This is a genomic window from Gordonia sp. ALPHA1B1 (assembly GCF_005502615.1).
In the GTDB taxonomy this organism is placed as follows: Bacteria; Actinomycetota; Actinomycetes; order Mycobacteriales; family Mycobacteriaceae; genus Gordonia; species Gordonia hongkongensis.
In genome coordinates this window covers 45,449-67,567 of the sequence record NZ_SCOC01000007.1, presented here as the reverse complement: position 1 = coordinate 67,567, position 22,119 = coordinate 45,449, and the positions used below count along the sequence as shown (strand labels likewise).

The window sequence follows — 22,119 nt, the reverse complement described above, 5'->3', positions numbered from 1 at the left end:
GTGCTAGATGGCGCTGACCGAAGCCTCGGACACCCGCGACGACGGGGTTTTGCAGGGCCGTGAACGTGCAGATTCTTTCTCAGTACGAAAGTTGAGGACTCACATCGTGGCGAGCGTGAACATCAAGCCGCTTGAGGACAAGATCCTGGTGCAGGCCGTCGAGGCCGAGACGACCACCGCGTCGGGCCTGGTCATCCCGGACTCCGCCAAGGAGAAGCCGCAGGAAGGCACCGTCATCGCCGTCGGCGAGGGTCGGGTCACCGAGCAGGGCAACCGCGTCCCCGTGGACGTCAAGGAAGGTGACACCGTCATCTACAGCAAGTACGGCGGCACCGAGATCAAGTACGCCGGCGAGGAGTACCTGATCCTCTCGGCGCGCGACGTCCTCGCCGTCATCGGCAAGTAGGACCGGCACCGAACTCCGGCCGAGTTAGACCCCGCGAGCCTTCATCGCGTCTCACATCGCCCCGGCGCCCCGTGCAGGGGTACCGGGGCGATGTGCGTTACGCCGACAGGCTCCCGTTGCAGAAAGTGATTCATGGCCAAGCAGATTGAATTCAACGAAACCGCGCGCCGGGCGCTCGAGCGAGGCATCGACCAGCTCGCCGACACCGTGAAGGTCACCCTCGGCCCGCGTGGACGGCACGTGGTCCTCGCCAAGGCGTTCGGCGGACCGAGTGTCACCAACGACGGCGTCACCATCGCGCGCGACATCGAGCTCGACGATCCGTTCGAGAACCTCGGCGCGCAACTGGTGAAGTCCGTCGCCACCAAGACCAACGACGTGGCGGGCGACGGCACCACCACTGCGACCGTGCTGGCACAGGCGATGGTCAAGGCCGGCCTGCGCAACGTCGCCGCCGGGTCCAACCCGATCGCTCTCGGGCAGGGCATCAGCAAGGCCGCCGATGCGCTGAGCGAGGCCCTGCTCGCCGCTGCGACCCCCGTCGCCGGTGAACAGGCCATCGCCCAGATCGCCACCGTGTCCTCCCGCGACGAGGAGATCGGCGAGATGGTCGGCAAGGCGATGACCGCGGTCGGCGCCGACGGTGTCGTCACCGTCGAGGAGAGCTCGGGGCTGAGCACCGACCTCGAGATCACCGAGGGCGTCCAGTTCGACAAGGGCTTCCTCTCGCCCTACTTCGTCACCGATCTCGACAGCCAGGAAGCGGTTCTCGAGGACGCGCTGGTCCTGCTCTACCGCGACAAGATCAGCTCCCTGCCGGACTTCCTGCCGCTGCTGGAGAAGGTCGTCGAAGCAGGCAAGTCGCTGCTGATCATCGCCGAAGATGTCGAGGGCGAGCCGCTGTCGACCCTCGTCGTGAACTCGATCCGCAAGACGATCCGCGCCGTCGCCGTCAAGGCGCCGTTCTTCGGCGACCGCCGCAAGGCCTTCCTCGAAGACCTCGCGATCGTCACCGGCGGAACCGTCGTCTCCTCCGACATCGGCCTGAGCCTGCCGACGGTCGGTCTCGAGGTGCTCGGCTCGGTCCGTCGCGTCGTCGTCACCAAGGACGCCACCACCCTCGTCGAGGGTGCCGGCACCAAGGACGCGATCGCGGACCGTTCGGCACAGCTGCGTCGGGAGATCGAGCAGTCCGACTCCGACTGGGACAAGGAGAAGCTCGCCGAGCGTCTGGCAAAGCTCTCCGGTGGTGTCGCGGTGATCCGCGTGGGTGCGGCCACCGAGACCGCGCTCAAGGAGCGCAAGCACCGCGTCGAGGACGCCGTCGCGGCGGCCAAGGCCGCCGTCGAGGAGGGGATCATCCCCGGTGGTGGCTCGGCCATCGTGCAGGCGTCGAAGAAGCTCGACGCCCTCGCCGAGTCCCTGACCGGTGACGAAGTCCTCGGCGTGCGGGTCGTCCGCGACTCCGCGCGGGCGCCGCTCTACTGGATCGCCGCGAACGCCGGACTCGACGGCGCGGTCGTGGTCGACAAGGTCGCCGGTGGGGCCGAGGGCTCGGGGTTCAACGCCGCGAGCCTGTCCTACGGCGACCTCGTCGCCGAAGGCATCATCGACCCGGTGAAGGTCACCCGGTCGGCGGTCGTCAACGCCGCGTCGGTGGCCCGCATGGTGCTGACCACCGAGACGGCGATTACCGATCAGCCGGCCGACGAACCGGCCGGTCACGCCGGACACGGGCACGCGCACTGACGTAACTCCGCGCAGTTCGACGAACACGAGAGCCGGGCATCCTCGCAGGGATGCCCGGCTCTCGGGGTCGTGGTCTGGTCGGGTTCGACGCCCCTGGCCTCAGCTGGCCATCCGGCGGCCGACGCCCCGCTTCATCAAGATGCTGCGCTCGGATTCGGACAGTCCGCCCCAGATGCCGTACGGCTCCGCCACCGCGAGTGCGTGCTCCCGGCATTGCGCGATGACCGGGCACTGGTGGCACATCTCTTTGGCGCGTCGCTCACGCTGCGCTCGGGCGCGGCCGCGTTCGCCGTCCGGATGGAAGAACATCGACGAGTCGACGCCGCGGCAGAGTCCTGACATCTGCCAGTCCCAGATGTCAGCGTTGGGGCCGGGGAGATGATTGGGCTGAGGCATGACAGCTACTCCTTGTCGTGGGCCGCACCGGGGTGCTTCGGTGGGAAACGTCGATTTCCTGCAACGCTGAACTCACATTAAGCGGGCCTGAGAAATTGCGTCAATAGCCCTGAATTGGGACAGGATTGCTGCGAAAGTCTCAGAAATGTTAACGGCGGGTTAGGTGATCGCGGTTGGATAGCACAGCGCGGATGCGTCGTTGCGGTACCCCCTTAACCGGGGCGACCGACCCGGTGTGACCTGCAATGATGGCTGCCTAGTCCAGGTCTCCGTCCAGCGCGTCGGACGTAGGGGTGTGGTGACGTCGATCGAACCGATTTACACGGCGGAAATCTTCCGATGATGCACCCGTGATCTGTCCAGAGAATTAACGTTGGGAATCGTTCGTTAAATTCATGCAAACCGAAAAAGATCGAGTGACCAAGAACACCTCCTCGACGCTCGACAAAGCCGTTGAGCTGCGTCGACACCCCTCGATGCGACCTTCGGTGGTCCCGCTGCTGCATGCGTGGGCCGCGGCGGTCTCCGCCGGCGGGGACGGGAACTACGCCCGCGCGCTCACCGAACTCGCGTCCCTCGAACGGGTCGCCGGTGTACGGGCGCGGGTATCCGCGCCCACCGACCCCCACCTCGCCGTGCTGTCGCTGTGTCAGAGCACGCGGGCCTCTCTGATCCGCCAGGCCGGGCGACACCACATCTCGCATGGGGTCGACGGTCGAGCCCTCCTCACCGTCGGCATCTCCGGCGCCCGGGCCGAGCCGGGTGCACCGGGCCCCGGGCCACGCGAGGTCTCGCTCATCCGAGCGGCGGTCGCGGACGGACTCGTCGGGCTCGCGGCCGACAATCTGGGTCTGCTGCGGTTCGATGCGTCCCGTCGGCTGCTCGACCGGGCGCGAACGGTCCTCGATCCCACGGACGAGCGGCCGGTCGGGGCGAACCCCGAACAGTGGTCCTGGCGGCCGGCGGACGCGGACTGGATGACGGCCACGCGCTGCCGCCTGCGCTGGGAATGGGTGAGCGCCGAACTCGGTCTGTACCGCGGTGACGTGGCGTCCGGGCTCGAACACGCCCGAGCGGGGGCACTGCTGGTGCGGGAGATGCACGACGCGGCGACTCCGGTCCCGGCCCGCCATCGAGTGAAGACTGCGTTGATCGCCGCGGCTGCCGCCGCGGGCGCGGGGGATCGGGGTGGCACCGCGAACGCGGCGCGGGACGTCGTCGCCGACGCTCGCGACGAGGCCCTCCTGCCCCTGGAGTGGGCGGCGATGAGCCTCCTGCTGGGCACCGGAGCCGCGTCCGGCGACGAGGCCGTTCACCACCGCCGGCTCCGCGCCACGCTGATCGGCAAGGGCATGGCGCTGATGCCGGACGGTTGATCGCTAAGGTGTGTTGGGGTCTGCCACGTCGTCGCCGCCGGAGACGTCGCCGGAACGCGCTCTCCAGCCGCGTGCCACGACGATCGCCACCGGCGGCGTCACCGTGCCGGGGCCCGGACCAGGACCGGCAATTAGACCGGTTGGCCGACTTGTAACACGGGGATTCCTACGCGCGATGAAGTTGACAGGTGGTGAGTTGAACGACGCCGTCCGGGCCGCGGGCCAAGGCGATCGGGCAGCTCTCACGTCAGTTCTCGAAAGCGTGCAGGAACCGATCTTGCGCTACTGCCGAGGACGCATCGGGGTAGGGGAACGGCATCTGTTCTCCGCCGACGACATCGCGCAGGAGGCATTGATGGCGGTGATGACCGCGTTGCCACGGTACCGTGACCAGGGCAAACCGTTCATGGCCTTCGTCTACGGCATCGCCTCGCACAAGGTCGCCGACGCCATGCGGGTGGCGGCACGGGTGAAGTCGGACCCGGTCGAGGAGATCCCCGAGGTCTCACACGTCACCGGGGGTCCCGAGCAGTTCGCGATCGATGCCGACGGCAGCAGGCGGATGAGAGCCCTGCTGGGCATCCTCCCCGAGAAGCAACGCGAGGTACTGGTCCTGCGGTTGATCGTCGGGATGTCGGCGGAGGAGACCGCGCAGGCGATCGGCAGCACCGCGGGAGCAGTACGAGTCGCCCAGCATCGAGCGCTGGCGAAATTGAAAGACGAGTTGAGACGGACAGGAGGTCACGATGAGCGGACAGTCTGATTGGCGTAGACGCCGTGTCGCCGGTGGTGACCAGCCGAATCGACCCGGTCAGCCGCCGGCGCACCGTCGCGCGCCCGGTTCGAGCGGCCCGGCGCCCGCAGGGCCCGGACCCCGCCCGGTTGACCCGTTCTCCTCGGACGCGGAGTCCGGACTCGACGCGTTCGATCTCTCCGCTTCCGACGACGCGCTCGACCTCTCCGAACTGAGCTTCGACGAGAACTTCCTCGACGCGCTGACCCGCGATGTGCCGGTGCCGACCCGCGACGCGGCCGAGTATCAGCTGGCCGAGATGCTGTCGGGCTGGCGGTCGGAGATCGTGTCCACCCCCGAGCCCGAGCTGCTGTCCGTCGACGACGTCGAGCGGGCAATCGGGACCAGCGAGCGCGCGAGTCGCGGCCGCCGCATGGTCCGTCACCTGCGCGTCGTGTCGGGTGCCGCCGCGATCGTCATCGTTGCGGCTGCCGGCCTGACCGTGCTCTCCGAGGGCTCGCAACCCGGCGACCCGCTGTGGGGCATCAAGCAGGTCGTGTTCGCCGAGGCCGCGTCGCAGACGCAGGCGGCCCACGACGTCCGGAACAACCTCGAGCGTGCCGAGGCCGCGATCGCCGCCGGTGATCCGGGTGCGGCGGCCAGCCTGCTGGCCGAGGCGCAGGAGCGCATGGGTCCGATGGACAACGAGATGCGTGACGAGATGACGGACTGGATGAACCGCATCCGCGCGGGTGCGGGTCTGCCGATCGAGACCACCGATCCCGCACCGTCGACCGGTGCGGAACAGCCCGGGACGATCGACCCGACCCGGCCTGATCTCCGGAACTCCGAGGACCAGCCCTCACCCGACGCGTCGACGCCTCCGGGCGGCGGGACGGATGAACCGACCACGCCGTCCGAGCAGACGAGCGAACCGCAGGAGCCGTCGTCGGTCCCGCCCTCGAGCGAGCCGGCAGAACCGTCGACGCCGTCGTCGAGCACGAAGGTCACCCGTTTCCCGGCCGAGTTCCCCGAGATCCCATGGACACCGCCGCCCGGCGTGGACGCCGGTCGGCCGATCGGCTGACGCGACCGCACCATCGCCGACCCGAACGGTCGGTTGAGATCATGAGCGAGGCCCCGCACCGATCTGGTGCGGGGCCTCGCTCATGTGGCCGTGCCGGAGAGTCGGCGACATTTACCGCCACGCCCGTGGGGCGTCAGTGCTCGTCGTCGAGATGACTACGGGCGTCGGCGTAACCGCGGCAGTAGTCCCACGTGACGTAGGCGTCCGGACGAGGATCCACCGCGGGCTCGTGCGGCCGGACGGTGCCGTCGATGAGAAGCTGGATCAGGTTGGCGCGCAACATGTCCCAGTCGTGGTAATGGTCCTCGCGGCAGTCCTCGCACACGACGACCAGGCCGCGTACACCGCGATTGGCCAGCAAGGCCTCGTAGAGTGCGAGATCGGCGAGATCCTCCTCGACCGCGAGCCGCTCGTTCTCGTCCAACGGGATACCCGGCTCCACGCTGTCCAATGCGGATGCGGGATCGCTGGGATCGTCGGCGAACGGATCCGGCGGGAGGCCGGGTGGCAGGTGGTCACGCACCACACCACCGTAGCCGATCCGCGGGTGCGCGCGCCGCAGGCGTTCACCGGTCGAGCGCACCTGTTGAGAGTAGGTCGGGCGACCTCATCGGCGCGAAGACTCCTGTGTGACGATCGCCGCAACAAGGGACTCGATACCATGGTCCGATGACTGCTGTTCGTACCGGTGGAGACGATCCCGGCAAGGTCGCGATGCTCGGCCTGACCTTCGACGACGTCCTGTTGCTGCCCTCGGCGTCGGACGTGATACCCAGCGAGGTCGACACCTCGTCGCGGGTGACCAAGAACGTGACGCTGCGGGTCCCGCTGGTGAGTTCGGCGATGGACACCGTGACCGAGTCCCGGATGGCGATCGCGATGGCTCGCGCCGGGGGTATGGGTGTCCTCCACCGCAATCTGTCGATCGAGGAGCAGGCCGGTCAGGTCGAGACCGTCAAGCGGTCCGAGGCGGGCATGGTCACCGATCCGGTGACGTGCACCCCCACGCACACGCTCGCCGAGGTGGACGCCATGTGTGCGCGCTACCGCATCTCCGGCCTTCCCGTCGTCGACGCCGAGGGTGAGCTCGTCGGCATCATCACCAACCGCGACATGCGGTTCGAGGTCGACCAGAGCCGTCCGGTCGCCGAGGTGATGACCAAGGCCCCGCTCATCACCGCCCAGGAGGGCGTCTCCGCAGAGGCTGCGCTGGGACTGCTCCGCCGGCACAAGATCGAGAAGCTACCGATCGTCGACGGCAACGGTCGCCTGACCGGGCTCATCACCGTCAAGGACTTCGTCAAGACCGAACAGCATCCGCTGGCGACCAAGGACTCCGACGGACGGTTGCTCGTCGGGGCGGCCGTCGGCACCGGTGACCCGCAGTGGGACCGGGCGATGGCGCTGGCCGACGCCGGGGCCGACGTGATCATCGTCGACACCGCCCACGCGCACAACCGGCTCGTGCTCGACATGGTGGCCAAGCTGAAGGCCGAGGTCGGCGACCGGGTGGATGTGGTCGGCGGCAACGTCGCGACCCGCGAGGCCGCGCAGGCCCTCGTCGACGCCGGCGCCGATGCGGTGAAGGTCGGCGTCGGACCGGGCTCGATCTGCACCACCCGCGTCGTGGCGGGTGTCGGCGCCCCGCAGATCACCGCCATCCTCGAAGCCGTGGCGGTCTGTCAGAAGGCCGGGGTGCCCGTGATCGCCGACGGTGGCCTGCAGTACTCGGGTGACATAGCCAAGGCCCTCGCGGCGGGAGCGTCGACCGCGATGCTCGGTTCGCTCCTCGCCGGCACCGCCGAGGCGCCCGGCGAACTGGTCCTGGTCAACGGCAAGCAGTTCAAGAGCTACCGCGGCATGGGTTCGCTGGGTGCGATGCAGGGTCGCGGACAGGCGAAGTCGTATTCCAAGGACCGCTACTTCCAGGACGACGTCCTCAAAGAGGAGAAGCTGGTTCCCGAGGGCATCGAGGGACGGGTGCCGTTCCGCGGTCCGCTGTCGCAGGTGATCCATCAGCTCGTCGGCGGCCTGCGTGCCGCCATGGGTTACACCGGCGCGTCCACGATCCCGGATCTGCAGACCGCACGGTTCGTCCAGATCACCGCGGCGGGCCTGAAGGAATCCCACCCGCATGACATCACGCTGACCGCAGAGGCACCCAACTACTATTCCCGCTGAACTCCCCGAGGTCGTTCCCGCCGGACTCGTCCGGCGGGCCAGGCCGTAGGGTCGTTGTGCAGCTGAACTCCGCAGAAAGGCGCAGTGGTGCGTGACCTCGTCGAAATCGGCATGGGCCGGACAGCCCGACGGACCTACGAGCTGGGGGACATCAGCATCGTCCCGTCCCGTCGGACCCGTTCGTCCAAGGACGTCTCCACCTCATGGCAGATCGATGCCTACCGGTTCTCCTCGCCGATCCTGAGCCACCCGACCGATGCCCTGGTGTCGCCGTCGGTCGCGATCGAACTGGGCAAGCTCGGCGCGCTCGGCGTCCTGAACGGTGAGGGGCTGTGGGCCCGTCATCGCGACGTCGAGGCGAAGATCGCCGAACTCGTCGCCATCGCGGCGGAGGACCCGGATCCCTATGCGGCGGTCCGGCACCTGCAGCAACTCCACTCGGCCCCGCTCGACAGCGGGTTGCTCGGCGAGGCCGTGGCCCAGGTCCGCGACGCGGGGGTCACCACGGCCGTCCGCGTCAGCCCGCAGCACGCACCCGAGCTGACCCCGGCGCTGCTGGCCGCCGGGGTGGAGATCCTGGTGGTGCACGGCACGATCATCTCGGCGGAGCACGTGGCGCAGGTCGATGCCGACGGCACGCAGCGGGAACCGCTGAACCTGAAGACCTTCATCGCCGATCTCGACGTACCGGTCATCGCGGGCGGCGTGCACGACCACCGCACCGCGCTGCACCTGATGCGGACGGGTGCCGCGGGCGTGATCGTCGGCTACGGTTCCGCCGCGGGAGCCACCACGACGGGCGAGGTGCTCGGCATCGGTGTGCCGATGGCCACCGCCATCGCCGACGCCGCCGCCGCGCGTCGCGACTACCTGGACGAGACCGGCGGTCGCTACGTCCACGTCATCGCCGACGGCGACATCCACAGCTCGGGCGACATCGTCAAGGCGATCGCCTGTGGAGCCGACGCCGCGGTCCTCGGAACCTCGCTCGCCGCAACGAGTTCCGCGCCCGGCAACGGATGGTACTGGCCGTCGGCCGCTGCTCACCCCGACACCCCGCGCGGCGCCCTCCTGCAGGTCGCCGCGGGTGAAGACCGACCGAGTCTCGAGCGGGTTCTCTACGGCCCCTCCGACGACCCGTACGGCGAACTGAATGTCGTCGGCGCACTGCGTCGGGCCATGGCGAAGGCCGGTTACTGCGACCTCAAGGAATTCCAGCGCGTGGGGTTGTCCGTCCGCGGCTGATAGTTAGGGTGACCTGGGTCTCTTTATGTGACAATGCGCGTTAGTATGTTCGGCATGGGATTCGACAAGTCGACCGAACACGCCACCGACTTCGACGTTCTGATCGTCGGCTCCGGGTTCGGCGGCAGCGTGAGTGCGTTGCGGCTGGTGGAGAAGGGGTACCGCGTCGGCGTGGTCGAGGCCGGGCGCCGGTTCGAGGACGAGGACTTCGCCAAGACCAGCTGGCGCCTCAACCGGTGGTTGTGGGCACCGAAGCTGGGCCTGTACGGCATCCAGCGCATCCACGCCCTGAAAGACGTGATGATCCTCGCCGGGGCGGGGGTGGGCGGCGGTTCGCTCAACTACGCCAACACGCTCTACAAGCCCCCGACGCCGTTCTTCACCGATCCCCAGTGGAATCACATCACCGACTGGGAGGACGAGCTCAGCCCGTACTACGACCAGGCCCGGCGGATGCTCGGGGTGGTCACCAACCCGACGGTCACCGCCTCCGACCGCGTGGTCGCCGAAGTCGCCGCCGAGATGGGTGTCGGGGACACGGTGACCCCGACACCGGTCGGTGTGTTCTTCGGTGCGAAGACCGGTCTGTCCGGGGCGCCCGGCGAGACCGTCGCCGACCCGTACTTCGGCGGTGCGGGTCCGGCCCGAACCGCCTGCACCGAGTGCGGCGCGTGCATGACCGGATGCCGGGTGGGTGCCAAGAACACCCTGCTGAAGAACTATCTCGGCCTCGCGGAACGCCACGGCGCCACCATCATCGACCGGACCACGGTGGACTCGCTGCGGCAGCGCGCCGACGGTGTCTGGGAGGTGGGCACGCATCACTCGTCGTCGTGGGGTCCGCTCGGACGCCGTCGACGCACGATCACGGCGGGTCAGGTCATCCTGGCGGCCGGCACGTTCAACACCCAACGACTGCTACACCACGCGAAACTCGGTACGCTGCCGCAGATCTCGGACGCGATGGGCCGGCTCACGCGCACCAACTCGGAGTCGATCCTGGGTGCGATGGGGTCGCGGATCGACCCGGAGAACGACTACTCGCGCGGCGTCGCGATCACTTCGTCGTTCTACCCCGAGCCGAACACGCACATCGAACCGGTGCGATACGGCAAGGGCTCCAACGCAATCGCGTACCTGCAGACCCTGCTCACCGACGGCGGGTCCCGGCGCAACCGGTTCGGGCAGTTCCTGCGTCAGGTCGCCCGCAACCCGCTCCTGCTGGTGCGGTTGCTCGTGGTGCGACAGTGGAGCGAGCGGACCGTGATCGCCCTGGTCATGCAGAACAACAACAACTCGCTGACCACCTTCGTCCGCAAGCGCGGACCGGTGCGGTACGTCACCAGCAAGCAGGGCCACGGCGAGCCGAACCCGACGTGGATTCCGAAGGGCAACGAGGCAACTCGCCGGATCGCGGCGAAGCTCGACGGCGGCGTCGCCGGCGGGACCTGGGGCGACATCGTCAACATGCCGCTGACCGCGCACTATCTCGGCGGTTGCGCGATCTCCGACGACCCGGACAACGGCGTCATCGATCCCTACCAGCGCGTGTGGAACTACCCGACGTTGCACATCGCCGACGGCGCATCGGTGTCGGCGAACCTCGGCGTCAATCCGTCGCTGACGATCTGCGCGCAGGCGGAACGTGCGGCGGCGCTGTGGCCGAACAAGGGCGAGCAGGACCGGCGTCCTGCCCAGGGCGAGCCGTATCGCCGCATCGAGCCCGCGACGCCGACGTCGCCGGTGGTGCCGGCCGACGCACCCGGCGCCCTGCGGCTGCCGATCACCCCGGTCGTCCCGGCCACTCCACTGACGGCTCAACGGATCTCGTAGCGTCGGTGCGCCGATCACCCGCCCTGTGAGCACGTAACCCCGGTCGGCGGCGTCGGCGGGTAGTGTCGTCGTCCAGTGCCGAACGGGGGAGACGCATGTCGGGGACAGAACCGCTGACCGTGGTGTTGGCGGGCGGAAGTGGTTCGCTGGGTACGCATCTGGCGACCGATCTCGCCGCGCGTGGGCATCATCCGGTCATCCTGACGCGGAGGATCGATCCGTCGTCGCCGTTCGAACAGGTGGTCTGGGACGGCAGGACCCAGGGCAACTGGGCCGAAGCGCTGACCGCGAACCGTCCGACGGCGGTGGTCAACCTCGCGGGCAAGCTCGTGGATTGCCGCCCCAGCGCCGAGAACATCGCGGCACTGCGGGACAGCCGGGTCGACGCGACGCGCGCACTCGTCACCGCATCGCGCGAACGCACGACGCCGATCTCGTACTGGCTGCAGTCCAGCACGACCGCGATCTGGAGCGACGCGGGCGAACTGTGGTGCACCGAATCGACGCCGATCCCGGTGGGCCTCCCGCAGATGACCGGCGTCGCACGGCCCTGGGAGGAGGCGGTGGACGGCGCGAACACCGACCATCTGACCGTGCTGCGCACCTCGATCGTGCTCGATGCTGATTCGCCGGCCATCCGACGCCTCGTGGGGCTCACGAGGTTCGGGCTCGGCGGCCGGGTCGGCGACGGCCGGCAATAGTTCAGCTGGATTCACATCGACGACTGGCTCGCGATCGCCCGCGCGGCACTGCGGGTCGACGACGCGGTGACGCTGCCCGACGGTGTCGTCGTGGCGGCCAGTCCGCATCCGGTGCGCAACTCCGAACTCATGGCGATGCTGCGCGCGGAGATCGGACGGCCGCCTGCGCCGCCGACGCCCGCGTGGTTGCTCAAACTCGGTGCGGTGGTGCTGCGCACGGACCCGGCCCTCGGACTCACGGGGCGCCGTGCGCGGTCGGATGTGCTCGCGGACGCCGGGTTCGACTTCCGCTTCCCACGGCTCGAGGACGCACTCTCCGATCTGCTCTGAGAGGTCGCCTCAGTCCAGTCCGCGCGCGGTGAGGGTGTCGGCGAAACCGTCGGCGGTGCGCAGGGCGGCGAGGACGACCGGGGCGACGAGGATGCGTGGACCGGGCCGGAGCCCGCGCGCCTTGCGCGCCTCGTCGACTTCCCGCACCACCTCGACCATCAGCGGGATCGCCCGGATGGTCAGTGCCAGCGCGAGCGCGATGAGGTCCACGCGCACCCCGAGCCGTCTCAGGGGGCCGAGCGCACGGACGATCGTGTCGAGCATGTCCGTCGTGCGGGTGGTCAGCGAGACGGCCGCGGCGAGTGCGACCGACAGCGCGAGGACGCCGCAGACGATTACCGCCCGCCGCCAGTCGGTGAAGACGACCTGGAACGCGAAGATGAACAGCAGCAACCACATCAGTGGCCGCAGCTGCCGCCACGCCTCGCGCGGCCCGATCCCCGCCAGCGCGTAGACGACCGCGACCCCGGCCGTCGCGATGCCGAGGGCGGTGAGCGACCGGACCGTCAGCGACAGCACCAGGATCACCACGCCCATCGCGACGAACTTGACGCCCGCGGGCAGTCGGTGCAGCAGCGTGTTGCCGGGACGGTAGACGCCGAGGACGTTCACGACATCATCCCGCGGTAGGCGGCCAGCGCGGGCCGAGGTTCGTCGTCGACGACGACCCGCCCCTCGTCGACGACGATGACACGGTCGAAGTCGGCCAGGATGTCGAGATCGTGGCTGACGACGACGAGTTGCTCGTCGAGGGTCGCGAACACGTCGGTGAGCATGCGGGTGTTGCGCAGGTCGAGCAGGGTGGTGGGTTCGTCGGCGACGATGATCGCGGGGTCGGTCACGAACACCGACGCCAGGGCGAGGAGCTGCTTCTGCCCGCCGGAGAGCCGCTGGGCCGGATGGTCCGCGTGGTCGGCGAGGCCGAACCGGGCGAGCACCTCGCCGGCACGCTCGGCGCGCGCCGACTTGTCGAGATCGGTTCGACGAAGCGACAGTTCGATGTCCTCGCGGACCGTCGGCATGATGATTTGACGGTCGGGGTCGGAGAAGATGAAGCCCACCCGGCGTCGGACCTCACGCTTGTTCTTCGCGACCGATAGCCCGTCGACGATGACGGTCCCGGAGTCGGGCACGACGAGCGCGTTGATCATCCGCGCCAGCGTCGACTTGCCGCTGCCGTTGGCGCCGACGATCCCGATCCGGTTCTCCGACAACGTCAGTGAGACCTCGCGCAGGACGACGCGGTCGCCGTAGGCGTGGGTGACGTCGGTGAACTCGATCATCGCCGGTGGGGTGGGGCGAGGGTCAGCCGGCCACGGTGCCGGATCGGCGCGCGCGCAACGGTTCGATGAGGCCCGGCCGGCCGCGGTGGACCTGGGCCGCGACCAGGGCCGCGATGACGCACTTGGCGATGTCGCCGGGGATGAACGAACCGTTGGTCGCGATGGCCGCCCACAGTGTCAGGTCGGTCCGCACCAGCAGGCCGAGCACCCCGCAGGCGTAGAGGACGACGATGCCGCCGAGCGCGTTGATGCCGATGCCCCACAGCACGCGATATTTCCCGGAGCCCGTCGTCCCGCCGGTCGAGACCATGAGTGCGGTCAGCACCCCGATGACGATGACCGCAGGGAGGAAGCCGATGAAGTATCCGGCCGTCGGGGAGGACAGCGCGGTGAGGCCGTTGCGTCCGCCCGAGAGGATCGGGAGTCCGGCGATCGCCAGCACCATGAAGATGACCACGGCCAGCGTGCCCTTCTTCGGGCCGAGAACCGCCCCGGCGAGGATGACCCCGAGCGACTGGAACGTGATCGGCACACCGCTGGTGCCGATGTTGATGGTCCCGGGCAGGCCGAGCGCGGCGATCAGCGCGGCGAACACGGCGGCCTGGGTGAGGTCGCCGATGCTCAGCGACCAGCGGTTGGGGGATTTCGGCGATGCAGTCATGTCGATTCCGGAGTATTTCACGCGGCGGCCGAGCAGCCGCACCCACCGGGCGGGGTGACCAGGTATCGACGCCGGTCCGCCCACTAGACTCGGCCCGGTGACAGACACTTCTTCTGCGAACTCGTCCTCTCCCGAGGATTTCCTCGAGGGCCCGCGGCCGGTGCTCGTCGTCGACTTCGGCGCGCAGTACGCGCAGCTGATCGCGCGTCGGGTGCGGGAAGCGCGGATCTACTCGGAGGTGATCTCGCACGAGGCGCCGATCGCGGAGATCCAGGAGAAGGATCCGGTCGCGATCATCCTGTCGGGCGGACCGTCGTCGGTGTACGCGGAGGACGCGCCGGACCTCGATCCCGCTCTCTTCGACCTCGACGTCCCGGTCTTCGGCATCTGCTACGGCTTCCAGGCGATGGCCGACAAGCTGGGCGGTGAGGTGGCCAACACCGGCGGGCGCGAGTTCGGCCGGACGACGTTCACGACCAACGGCGAAGGCGTTCTCCACCAGGGTCTCTCGGACACCCAGCCCGTCTGGATGAGCCACAACGACGCCGTCCAGTCCCCGCCGGAGGGGTTCACCGTCACCGGGTCGACGCCCGGTGCTCCGGTCGCATCCTTCGAGAACCTGAAGCGCCGGATGGCCGGTGTGCAGTACCACCCCGAGGTGCTGCACACGCCGCACGGCCAGCAGATCCTCACCCGTTTCCTGTACGAGATCGCCGGTCTCGAGGCCACCTGGACCGCGGCCAACATCGCCGACGCGCTGATCGACGCGGTCGCCGACCAGATCGGTGACGGGCGGGCCATCTGCGGGCTCTCCGGCGGCGTGGATTCCGCGGTGGCCGCCGCGCTGGTGCAGCGGGCCATCGGCGATCGTCTGACCTGTGTCTTCGTCGACCACGGCCTTCTGCGCGCCGGAGAACGCGAACAGGTACAGCACGATTTCGTCGGCGCGACCGGGGCGAAGCTGGTGACGGTCGACGCCGCCGACACATTCCTGCGTGAGCTGTCCGGCGTCAGCGACCCCGAGACCAAGCGCAAGATCATCGGCCGCGAGTTCATCCGGTCGTTCGAGGGTGCGGTCAGCGAGGTCCTCGGCGAGGAGGCCGAGGCGGGGGAGAAGGTCGACTTCCTCGTCCAGGGCACGTTGTACCCCGACGTCGTCGAGTCCGGCGGCGGCAGCGGCACCGCGAACATCAAGAGTCATCACAACGTCGGGGGTCTGCCCGACGACCTCGAGTTCAGTCTCGTGGAACCGCTGCGTCTGCTGTTCAAGGACGAGGTGCGTGCGGTCGGCCGCGAACTGGGGCTGCCCGAGGAGATCGTCGCCCGCCAGCCGTTCCCCGGGCCCGGCCTGGCGATCCGCATCGTCGGCGAGGTGACCGGCGACCGACTGGAGACGCTACGCAAGGCCGACCTGATCGCGCGCGAGGAACTGACCGCCGCCGGCCTCGACTCGCAGATCTGGCAGTGTCCGGTCGTGTTGCTGGCCGACGTGCGCAGTGTGGGCGTGCAGGGAGACGGCCGCACCTACGGCCACCCGATCGTGCTGCGCCCGGTGTCGAGCGAGGACGCGATGACCGCGGACTGGACGCGTGTGCCCTACGAGGTCCTCGAGATCATCTCCACCCGCATCACCAACGAGGTCGCCGAGGTCAACCGGGTGGTGCTCGACGTGACGAGCAAGCCGCCGGGCACCATCGAGTGGGAATGAGCTGACGAGAGCGGCCGGTGGCGTCTGCCACCGGCCGCTCTCGTCAGTGCGTGCCGGTTCTCAGCGCCGCGAACGCGTGCCGGACACGATCAGCACGAGTCCGACCAGCAGCCCGATCCCGACGACGACCCATCCGAGGTCGGCGGCGTCGGGCAGTGCCGGCCCGTCGGCGAGCCCCCACCCGGCCACCGCAAGGGCGGCGAGTCCGAGCAGCCCCAGACCGGGAGCGCGATGGGTGGCGCCACAACCTCGGTCGTCATCGGTGCCGGAAGCGTTCATCTCGGTGCTCATCGCAGGACCTCGACCTCTCCCAATCCGGTGCGGGCCTCGATCTGCAGGACCGGGCCATCGGTGCCGTCACGTCCGCCGTCGAGCCCGGTGGGGCAGTTGTAGTCGCCGACACCGGTCTGGCAGTCGGCACGCACGTTCATGGTCTCCGGCACGTGGACCGTGATCTTGCCGACCCCGCTCTCGAGTCGTACGGTCCGGTCGGCGGTGAGGTCGACCGCACGTAGGTCCAAGGCCATCTCACCGATGCCGAGTGAGTAATCGGCCTGGATGTCGTTCTCGGTCAACGGCTTCCACTCGCGGTCGCCGACCCCGCCGGGCGGCAGCGGGCCGGACAAGCCGTTCACCCCGGAGATCACGGTGGTGACGATGACCGCGGCACCGAGAGAGACCGCGATGGGCGCCAGGCCCGTGCTGTGCTCGCCGGTACGGCGCTTGACGACGGCCGCGACGAGGAGTCCGGCTCCGATCACGGCGAGGGAGAGCGACAGGATGTGGGGGACGGTGAACCACTCGACACCCATCTGGTGCAGGCCCGCACCGATCGCACCCACGATGGTCGCCAGACCGACCACGATCAGGGTCAGCGGTGAGCGTCGGTGCCGACGGACGGCCGGTTCGGCCGGGCGGGTCGGCTCGGGCAGATCCCAGGCGAACCGCGCCGCTCCCAACGGATCCCACGCGGGTGGACTCGCCTCGAGTGGTTCACTCTTCGACAGTTCGACTCCCGGCGCCGGGGTGGCCGGGTGTTCGGTGGCCGGATTCCCGCCGATCGCGGACGTGCCCGGTGCTTTGGTCATGGATACTCCTGGGGTCTGGGGGCCGTCCGTGGGGGTGACCGCGCCGGGGGCCGGGTGGCTCATCGCGCGCGGCACCCACCGTTCGAACTGCCCGGCCGCCGGCGGCGGGACGACGATGTCGGTGACCGCCGCGGTGTCGATGCTGGTACCGGCCGCTGGAGTCGGGGTCCGCAGGTACAGCAGGTACCAGCCGCCGAGCATCAGGATCGCGCCGACGAGCCCGCCCGAGCCCCAGGTGCGATTGGGGCCGAATGAGGTGACGATGACGATCGCGAGCACGACCAGCAGGATCACCTGCGGATTCCCCAGTCCGTGCATCGAGTTGTGCGACGCGGTGTGACCGGCCCGGGAGGAATCGACACGGAGCGCATCGGCCCGGGCGCGTCCGGCGCCCGGGAACGCGACCCAGGCCGCGAGATAGAGGATGAGTCCGCTGCCGCCGAAGAAGGCGGCCACCACGAACGCGACCTTCACCAGAGTCGGGTCGACGCGATACCGGGCGGCGATGCCGGTGCACACGCCGGCAATCGTCCGATCGTCGGGCCGATACGGACGGGTCGCCCACAGGCCCTGGATCTGCTGCTGGAACTCCTTGGTGTCCATGACGATCATCGTGCCGCCCGTCCGGCCCCGGACACATCGGGTGATCCCCTGAATTGTCCCCCGGAGAATCCGCCAGGCCCGGGGGCGGCGGAGCGGACACACCCTGAGATCGCGGCGCATGAACCGGGGTTGACCCCGATGTCGCGAAGCCGATCGCATGGGACGATCGAGGAGTGAGTCGAATGGAGGTCGAGCCGGTCCCGAAACTGGTGCGCCGCGACGGCGGCCGCGTCGTCGCCGGTGTCGCCGGCGGATTGGCCGATCATCTCGGGGTCGAGGTCTTCCGCGTGCGGATCGTCTTCGTGGTCCTGGCCGCGCTGGCCGGCGCCGGGGTCGCCGCCTACGGGCTGCTGTGGTTCTTCTGCCCGCAGGGCGACGACACCGCGTCACCGGCACCGGGAGAGCGTCGTCAATCCCTCGGTCTGGCGATGGTCGGGCTGGTGGCCATGGGCGTGGTCGGATTCGCGGCGTCGGGGACCCCTGCGGAGTACCTCATCCCGTTCGTCTTCATCGCGTTGGGCGCCGCCCTCGTGTGGCGCGAATTCGACACATCCCCGCGCGCACCCCGCACCCCACTGCGCACTTGGACGCGGTTGATCGGCGGCGTCGCGCTCGTTGTCGGCGGCCTCGTGGTCGTGGTGGTGGCCGGGGATCGCAGCTTCGGCGGTCTCAATTCCACGATCCTCGCGGTCGGGGCGACCCTGATCGGCGTCGTCCTGTTGACCGTGCCCCTGTGGATGCGGATGCTGCGCACCATCAACGAGGAGCGCTCGGCCCGCATTCGCAACGCCGAGCGCGAGGAGATCGCCTCGCATCTGCACGACTCGGTCCTGCAGACCCTGGCCCTGATCCAGAAGAAGGCGGGCCGCCCCGAGGAGGTGGCACGCCTGGCCCGGAGTCAGGAACGCGAGCTGCGGGCCTGGCTGTTCGGCGACCCGGCCACCGAACGCGGCTCGCTCGCGGCCGCACTCCGGAGTGTCGGCGCCGAGGTCGAGGACGCCTACGGTATCGAGGTGGAGATCATCACCGTCGGCGATCTGCGTCCGGACAACACCCGGGACGCCAAACGCTGGTCGGCTCTCGTGGGGGCCACCCGCGAGGCGCTGGTCAACGCCGCCAAGCACTCCGGTGAACGCACCGTGGACGTGTACGGCGAGATCACCGACGACGAGGTCGAGGTGTATGTCCGTGACCGGGGAATCGGTTTCGACCCCGACGCCGTCGACGACGACCGCCAGGGCATCTCCCGGTCGATCCGCGCACGTGTGGAGAGGATGGGCGGCCGCGTGCGGATCACGTCGACCCCCGGGCGCGGGACGAACGTGGGTCTGATGATGCCGCGTGGTGACGGGGGATCGGGATCGATCGACGAGAGAGCGGACGACACCCGACGCTCTGCCGAGGTGACCGTCGACGCGGTCGCCCCGACCGACAACAGGAAGGCACGATGACGCCGAGTTCCCCGAGTTCCGACCCGACCGGCCCCGGTCCGGTGACCGTCTATCTCGTCGACGACCATGCGGTCTTCCGCTCCGGGGTCCGTGCCGAACTGGCCGACGAGCCGGGCCTGCGCGTCGTCGGCGAGGCGGGCACCGTACCCGAGGCAATCGACGGGATCGTGGCGGCGGCTCCCGATGTGGTCCTGCTCGACGTGCACATGCCGGCCGGCGGCGGGGTGGCGGTCCTGGGCGGGGTGCTCGATCGACTCGGATCGAACGGAACGGGTTCGAATGCAACGGGTTCGACACCGCCGGTCTTCCTGGCCCTGAGCGTGTCGGACGCGGCCGAGGATGTCATCGCGACCATCCGGGCCGGTGCCCGCGGTTACGTGACCAAGACGATCGCGGGCCCGGAACTCGCCGACGCGGTCCGCCGGGTCGCCGACGGCGACGCGGTGTTCAGCCCACGTCTCGCGGGTTTCGTCCTCGACTCGTTCACCGGAAAATCCTCGGCACCCGAACCGCCGCTCGACCCGGAACTCGACTCGCTGACCAGGCGCGAACTGGAGGTGTTGCGCCTGCTCGCGCGCGGGTACACCTATCGGGAGATCGCCGAGGAGCTGTTCATCTCGATCAAGACGGTCGAGACACACGCGTCGAACGTCTTGCGGAAGACCCAGCAGTCCAACCGCAATGCCCTCACCCGATGGGCGGCCACCCGTCACATCGGCTGACCGCAGCGGCGCCGGCTCAGCGCAACAGCGCGATCGCGAGTACGACGACGACCGCGAGCACGGCGAAGAACACGAAGATCGACACCGCCAGTGCCGTGCTCGACGTGCCCGGTGCCGGCGGACCGGGGTTCGGTTGCCGGGATCCGGATGAGTACTGCTGGGAGGCAGGCGGTCTCGGTGTCGACGACAGTGGTTGCGGCGTCGACATCAGGGTCGGGGAGATGCCGCGACGTGTGTCCGGCAGGTCGCGGGAGCCGCGATCGGCGGACATCGTCGGGGCGTAGGGGGGCAGGGTGGCACCGGCCGGACGATGCGAACCGGTCGTCGACGACCGTGCGGAACGCTGTGACCAGGCCGGCGTGCCCGCTCCGGGCCGGGTGATGAGGCCGGTCAGGACCTGGTCGCGGGTGCCTCGGGAACCGGCCGCGAACGAGGTGAGCATGTCTCGTGCCTGACTCATCGTCGGGCGTTTGGTCGGGCTCGGTTCCAACAGGCGCAGCAGGATCGGCTCGAGCTCGGCGGCATTCTGCATGGGATTGATGCGTGCGCGTGCGACCTTGTGCAGCAAGGCGATCGAGTTGTCGTCGACACCGAAGGGCGGCTGACCCTCCACCATCGTGTAGACGGTCGCGCCCAGCGAGTAGACGTCCGAGGCCTCCTGTGGATCGGCGCCCCGCGCGACCTCGGGGGCGAAATACGCAGGCGTTCCGGTGATCACGCCGGTCTGGGTGAGGGTGACATCGTCCTTCGCCCGCGAGATCCCGAAGTCGGTGATCTTGACCAGACCGGTCTGCCGTCCGCCCTCGGCGATGAGGATGTTGCCGGGCTTGATGTCGCGGTGCACGATCCCCGCGGCGTGGGCCTCGACCATCGCATCGGCAACCTGGGCACCGATCTGGGCGGCCTCGGCGGGCGCGAGAGTCTTTGTGGCGTGCAAGATCTGGGCCACACTGCGGGAGGGTAGGTATTCCATGACCAGCCAGGGCTCGCCCCGGTCGAGGGCGACATCGTGCATGGCGATCGCATTGCGGTGGGAGAGCTTCGCGGCGATCCGCCCCTCCCGCATGGCCCGCTTGCGCACGTTGTCGGCGGAGTCCTCGGTGAGGCCCTCGGTGGAGACGACCTGCTTGACGGCGACGTCACGGTCGAGGAGCTGGTCGCGGGCGAGCCACACGGTTCCCATGCCGCCGCCGCCGATGCGCGACTTCAGACGGTACCGGCCGGCCACCAGGTACTGGGGACCCGGCGCATGGTGGGTTCCGGCGGTCGTCGACATACGGAGATGATAGCGGCGAGGTCGACGCCGCGGGCACCGCACTTGACAGCCATCTCGTACGTATGTTCGACTCCCATCATGCGATGGTCGGATCAGGCGGTCGAGGTCGACGACGGGTCGCTCCCGGGGCTGAGCCGCTCGGGTCTGGTGCGGTCGGTGCGTACGCCCGATTTCGAGGGTGTCACATTCCACGAGGTGCTGGCCAAGAGTGCGCTCAACCGCGTGCCGGAGGCCTCGCAGCTCCCGTTCCAGTTCACGGTCAACACCTTTCGCGGGTGCACGCATGCCTGCCGCTACTGTTTCGCCCGTCCGACGCACGAGTACCTCGACCTCGACGCGGGCACCGATTTCGACACCCAGGTCGTGGTGAAGCTCAACGTCGCGGCGGTGTTGCGCAAGGAACTCAAACGCCGGTCGTGGACCCGGGAGACGGTGGCGCTGGGCACCAACACGGACCCGTATCAGCGTGCCGAGGGGCGGTACCGACTCATGCCGGGCGTGATCTCCGCGCTCGCCGAGTCCCGGACGTCGTTCTCCATCCTGACCAAGGGCACCTTGATCCGTCGGGATCTTCCGCTGTTGCGTCAGGCTGCGGGGGAGGTCTCGGTCAGCGTCGGGATCTCGCTCGCGATCCTCGATCAGGATCTGCAGAAGAAGATCGAACCGGGGACGCCGTCGCCCCAGGCGCGGCTGTCGGTGATCCGCGATCTCGCCGATGCCGGCATCGCGCCGCATGTGATGGTGGCCCCTGTCATCCCGTACCTCACGGATTCGACCGCGCATCTCGACTCGTTGCTAGAGGCCCTCGCCGAAGCGGGCGCGTCTGGTGTGACCGCGTTCCCGATGCATCTGCGATCCTCGACCAAGCCGTGGTTCCTCGAGTGGCTGGCGGAGGAGCATCCGGCGCTCATCCGCCGGTACCGGGGGCTCTACGGGCGTGGCGCCTATGTCACCCCGGAGTACTCCTCGTGGCTGCGTGACCGGATGAAGCCGCTCGTGCACCGGCATGGCCTGGCCGGTTCCGGCGGTCTCCGGCAATCGGGTCCCGACTCGCCGGCGACGGTGGCCGCGCCCGGGCTGCAGCACGCCCTCACCCTGTTCTGACCCGTGCCGTCCTGACCGCGCCCCTGAGCTGGGCTGTTTTCGGCGTGGATGCAAACATCCTATGCTGCGCAACGGCTTTCGGCTTCGGTTGACGCTTGTCGGTGGTTGGTTCTACTCTCGAACAATCGAAACAGTGTTCGAATGATCGGCGGACGAGGGGCCTCCTCGGGATCGTTCGGGAACTGT

The 22,119-nt window shown here is 69.0% G+C and carries 22 protein-coding genes; 14 read left to right on the top strand and 8 right to left on the bottom strand.

Going from position 1 to position 22,119, the window contains the following annotated elements; translation table 11 throughout:
* Window positions 1-106 precede the first annotated feature (106 nt).
* The gene (gene groES / locus FFS52_RS06635) at window positions 107-406 is read left to right on the top strand and encodes a co-chaperone GroES (protein ID WP_004019185.1); all 300 of its coding nucleotides are present in this window, start codon (window positions 107-109) and stop codon (window positions 404-406) included.
* Window positions 407-538: 132 nt separating this feature from the next.
* Window positions 539-2,155 (top strand): chaperonin GroEL, encoded by a 1,617-nt coding sequence (gene groL, locus FFS52_RS06630; RefSeq protein ID WP_137809231.1) that lies wholly within the window; start codon window positions 539-541, stop codon window positions 2,153-2,155.
* A gap of 99 nt (window positions 2,156-2,254) precedes the next feature.
* Here the strand turns inward: groL and FFS52_RS06625 are convergent, their stop codons facing one another.
* Window positions 2,255-2,551, bottom strand: a complete 297-nt coding sequence (locus FFS52_RS06625) for a WhiB family transcriptional regulator (RefSeq protein ID WP_010841865.1) — start codon at window positions 2,549-2,551, stop codon at window positions 2,255-2,257.
* Between the two features lie 416 nt (window positions 2,552-2,967).
* Here FFS52_RS06625 and FFS52_RS06620 point away from each other — a divergent pair, with 416 nt between their 5' ends.
* From FFS52_RS06620 to FFS52_RS06610, 3 genes are all read left to right on the top strand, one after another.
* Window positions 2,968-3,927, top strand: a complete 960-nt coding sequence (locus FFS52_RS06620; RefSeq protein WP_137809230.1) for a hypothetical protein — start codon at window positions 2,968-2,970, stop codon at window positions 3,925-3,927.
* Window positions 3,928-4,102: 175 nt separating this feature from the next.
* Entirely contained in the window at window positions 4,103-4,690 is a 588-nt protein-coding gene (locus FFS52_RS06615; protein WP_010841867.1) for a sigma-70 family RNA polymerase sigma factor, read from the top strand.
* On the top strand, window positions 4,674-5,747 hold the full coding sequence (locus FFS52_RS06610; protein WP_137809229.1) for an anti-sigma-D factor RsdA: 1,074 nt from the start codon (window positions 4,674-4,676) through the stop codon (window positions 5,745-5,747). The genes FFS52_RS06615 and FFS52_RS06610 overlap by 17 nt, the downstream gene beginning before the upstream one ends.
* Window positions 5,748-5,880: 133 nt before the next feature.
* Here FFS52_RS06610 and FFS52_RS06605 read toward each other — a convergent pair whose 3' ends face one another.
* Entirely contained in the window at window positions 5,881-6,270 is a 390-nt protein-coding gene (locus FFS52_RS06605; RefSeq protein ID WP_137809286.1) for a DUF5319 domain-containing protein, read from the bottom strand.
* A 146-nt stretch (window positions 6,271-6,416) separates the two neighbouring features.
* On the opposite strand from FFS52_RS06605, the gene guaB reads away from it, so the two are divergent.
* The 5 genes from guaB (at window position 6,417) to FFS52_RS23840 (ending at window position 12,037) form a co-directional block, all read left to right on the top strand.
* Window positions 6,417-7,928: an IMP dehydrogenase gene (gene guaB, locus FFS52_RS06600; protein ID WP_137809228.1), complete on the top strand. Its 1,512-nt coding sequence runs from the start codon at window positions 6,417-6,419 to the stop codon at window positions 7,926-7,928.
* A gap of 87 nt (window positions 7,929-8,015) precedes the next feature.
* Window positions 8,016-9,173, top strand: a complete 1,158-nt coding sequence (locus FFS52_RS06595) for a GuaB3 family IMP dehydrogenase-related protein (RefSeq protein ID WP_137809227.1) — start codon at window positions 8,016-8,018, stop codon at window positions 9,171-9,173.
* 54 nt (window positions 9,174-9,227) lie between these two features.
* Window positions 9,228-11,006 (top strand): GMC family oxidoreductase, encoded by a 1,779-nt coding sequence (locus tag FFS52_RS06590; RefSeq protein ID WP_137809226.1) that lies wholly within the window; start codon window positions 9,228-9,230, stop codon window positions 11,004-11,006.
* A 95-nt stretch (window positions 11,007-11,101) separates the two neighbouring features.
* Window positions 11,102-11,707: an NAD-dependent epimerase/dehydratase family protein gene (locus tag FFS52_RS23845; protein ID WP_249356243.1), complete on the top strand. Its 606-nt coding sequence runs from the start codon at window positions 11,102-11,104 to the stop codon at window positions 11,705-11,707.
* Window positions 11,708-11,773: 66 nt separating this feature from the next.
* Window positions 11,774-12,037: a DUF1731 domain-containing protein gene (locus tag FFS52_RS23840; RefSeq protein ID WP_249356240.1), complete on the top strand. Its 264-nt coding sequence runs from the start codon at window positions 11,774-11,776 to the stop codon at window positions 12,035-12,037.
* 9 nt (window positions 12,038-12,046) lie between these two features.
* Here the strand turns inward: FFS52_RS23840 and FFS52_RS06580 are convergent, their stop codons facing one another.
* The 3 genes from FFS52_RS06580 to FFS52_RS06570 are packed head-to-tail and all read right to left on the bottom strand — an operon-like array spanning window position 12,047 to window position 13,981.
* Window positions 12,047-12,649 (bottom strand): energy-coupling factor transporter transmembrane protein EcfT, encoded by a 603-nt coding sequence (locus tag FFS52_RS06580; RefSeq protein WP_058250690.1) that lies wholly within the window; start codon window positions 12,647-12,649, stop codon window positions 12,047-12,049.
* Window positions 12,646-13,320, bottom strand: coding sequence for an ABC transporter ATP-binding protein (locus FFS52_RS06575; RefSeq protein WP_137809225.1), 675 nt, complete (start codon window positions 13,318-13,320; stop codon window positions 12,646-12,648). The genes FFS52_RS06580 and FFS52_RS06575 overlap by 4 nt, the downstream gene beginning before the upstream one ends.
* Window positions 13,321-13,342: 22 nt before the next feature.
* Complete coding sequence (locus tag FFS52_RS06570; RefSeq protein WP_065629955.1) at window positions 13,343-13,981, bottom strand: biotin transporter BioY; 639 nt, start codon at window positions 13,979-13,981, stop codon at window positions 13,343-13,345.
* A 160-nt stretch (window positions 13,982-14,141) separates the two neighbouring features.
* Between FFS52_RS06570 and guaA the strand changes: the two genes are divergently transcribed.
* Window positions 14,142-15,689: a glutamine-hydrolyzing GMP synthase gene (gene guaA, locus FFS52_RS06565; RefSeq protein WP_058250688.1), complete on the top strand. Its 1,548-nt coding sequence runs from the start codon at window positions 14,142-14,144 to the stop codon at window positions 15,687-15,689.
* A 60-nt stretch (window positions 15,690-15,749) separates the two neighbouring features.
* Here the strand turns inward: guaA and FFS52_RS06560 are convergent, their stop codons facing one another.
* Window positions 15,750-15,980: a hypothetical protein gene (locus tag FFS52_RS06560; protein ID WP_058250687.1), complete on the bottom strand. Its 231-nt coding sequence runs from the start codon at window positions 15,978-15,980 to the stop codon at window positions 15,750-15,752.
* Complete coding sequence (locus FFS52_RS06555; RefSeq protein ID WP_137809224.1) at window positions 15,977-17,389, bottom strand: PspC domain-containing protein; 1,413 nt, start codon at window positions 17,387-17,389, stop codon at window positions 15,977-15,979. The genes FFS52_RS06560 and FFS52_RS06555 overlap by 4 nt, the downstream gene beginning before the upstream one ends.
* A gap of 173 nt (window positions 17,390-17,562) precedes the next feature.
* On the opposite strand from FFS52_RS06555, the gene FFS52_RS06550 reads away from it, so the two are divergent.
* Window positions 17,563-18,831 carry an ATP-binding protein gene (locus FFS52_RS06550; protein ID WP_058250685.1) on the top strand — a complete coding sequence of 423 codons (1,269 nt, stop codon included), beginning with the start codon at window positions 17,563-17,565 and terminating at the stop codon, window positions 18,829-18,831.
* Entirely contained in the window at window positions 18,828-19,553 is a 726-nt protein-coding gene (locus FFS52_RS06545) for a response regulator transcription factor (RefSeq protein ID WP_137809223.1), read from the top strand. The genes FFS52_RS06550 and FFS52_RS06545 overlap by 4 nt, the downstream gene beginning before the upstream one ends.
* Before the next feature lie 16 nt (window positions 19,554-19,569).
* Here the strand turns inward: FFS52_RS06545 and FFS52_RS06540 are convergent, their stop codons facing one another.
* Window positions 19,570-20,829 carry a serine/threonine-protein kinase gene (locus tag FFS52_RS06540; RefSeq protein WP_137809222.1) on the bottom strand — a complete coding sequence of 420 codons (1,260 nt, stop codon included), beginning with the start codon at window positions 20,827-20,829 and terminating at the stop codon, window positions 19,570-19,572.
* A 78-nt stretch (window positions 20,830-20,907) separates the two neighbouring features.
* Here FFS52_RS06540 and FFS52_RS06535 point away from each other — a divergent pair, with 78 nt between their 5' ends.
* A complete protein-coding gene (locus FFS52_RS06535) occupies window positions 20,908-21,933 on the top strand; it encodes an Rv2578c family radical SAM protein (protein ID WP_137809221.1) in 1,026 nt (341 codons plus the stop codon).
* Window positions 21,934-22,119: the final 186 nt, after the last annotated feature.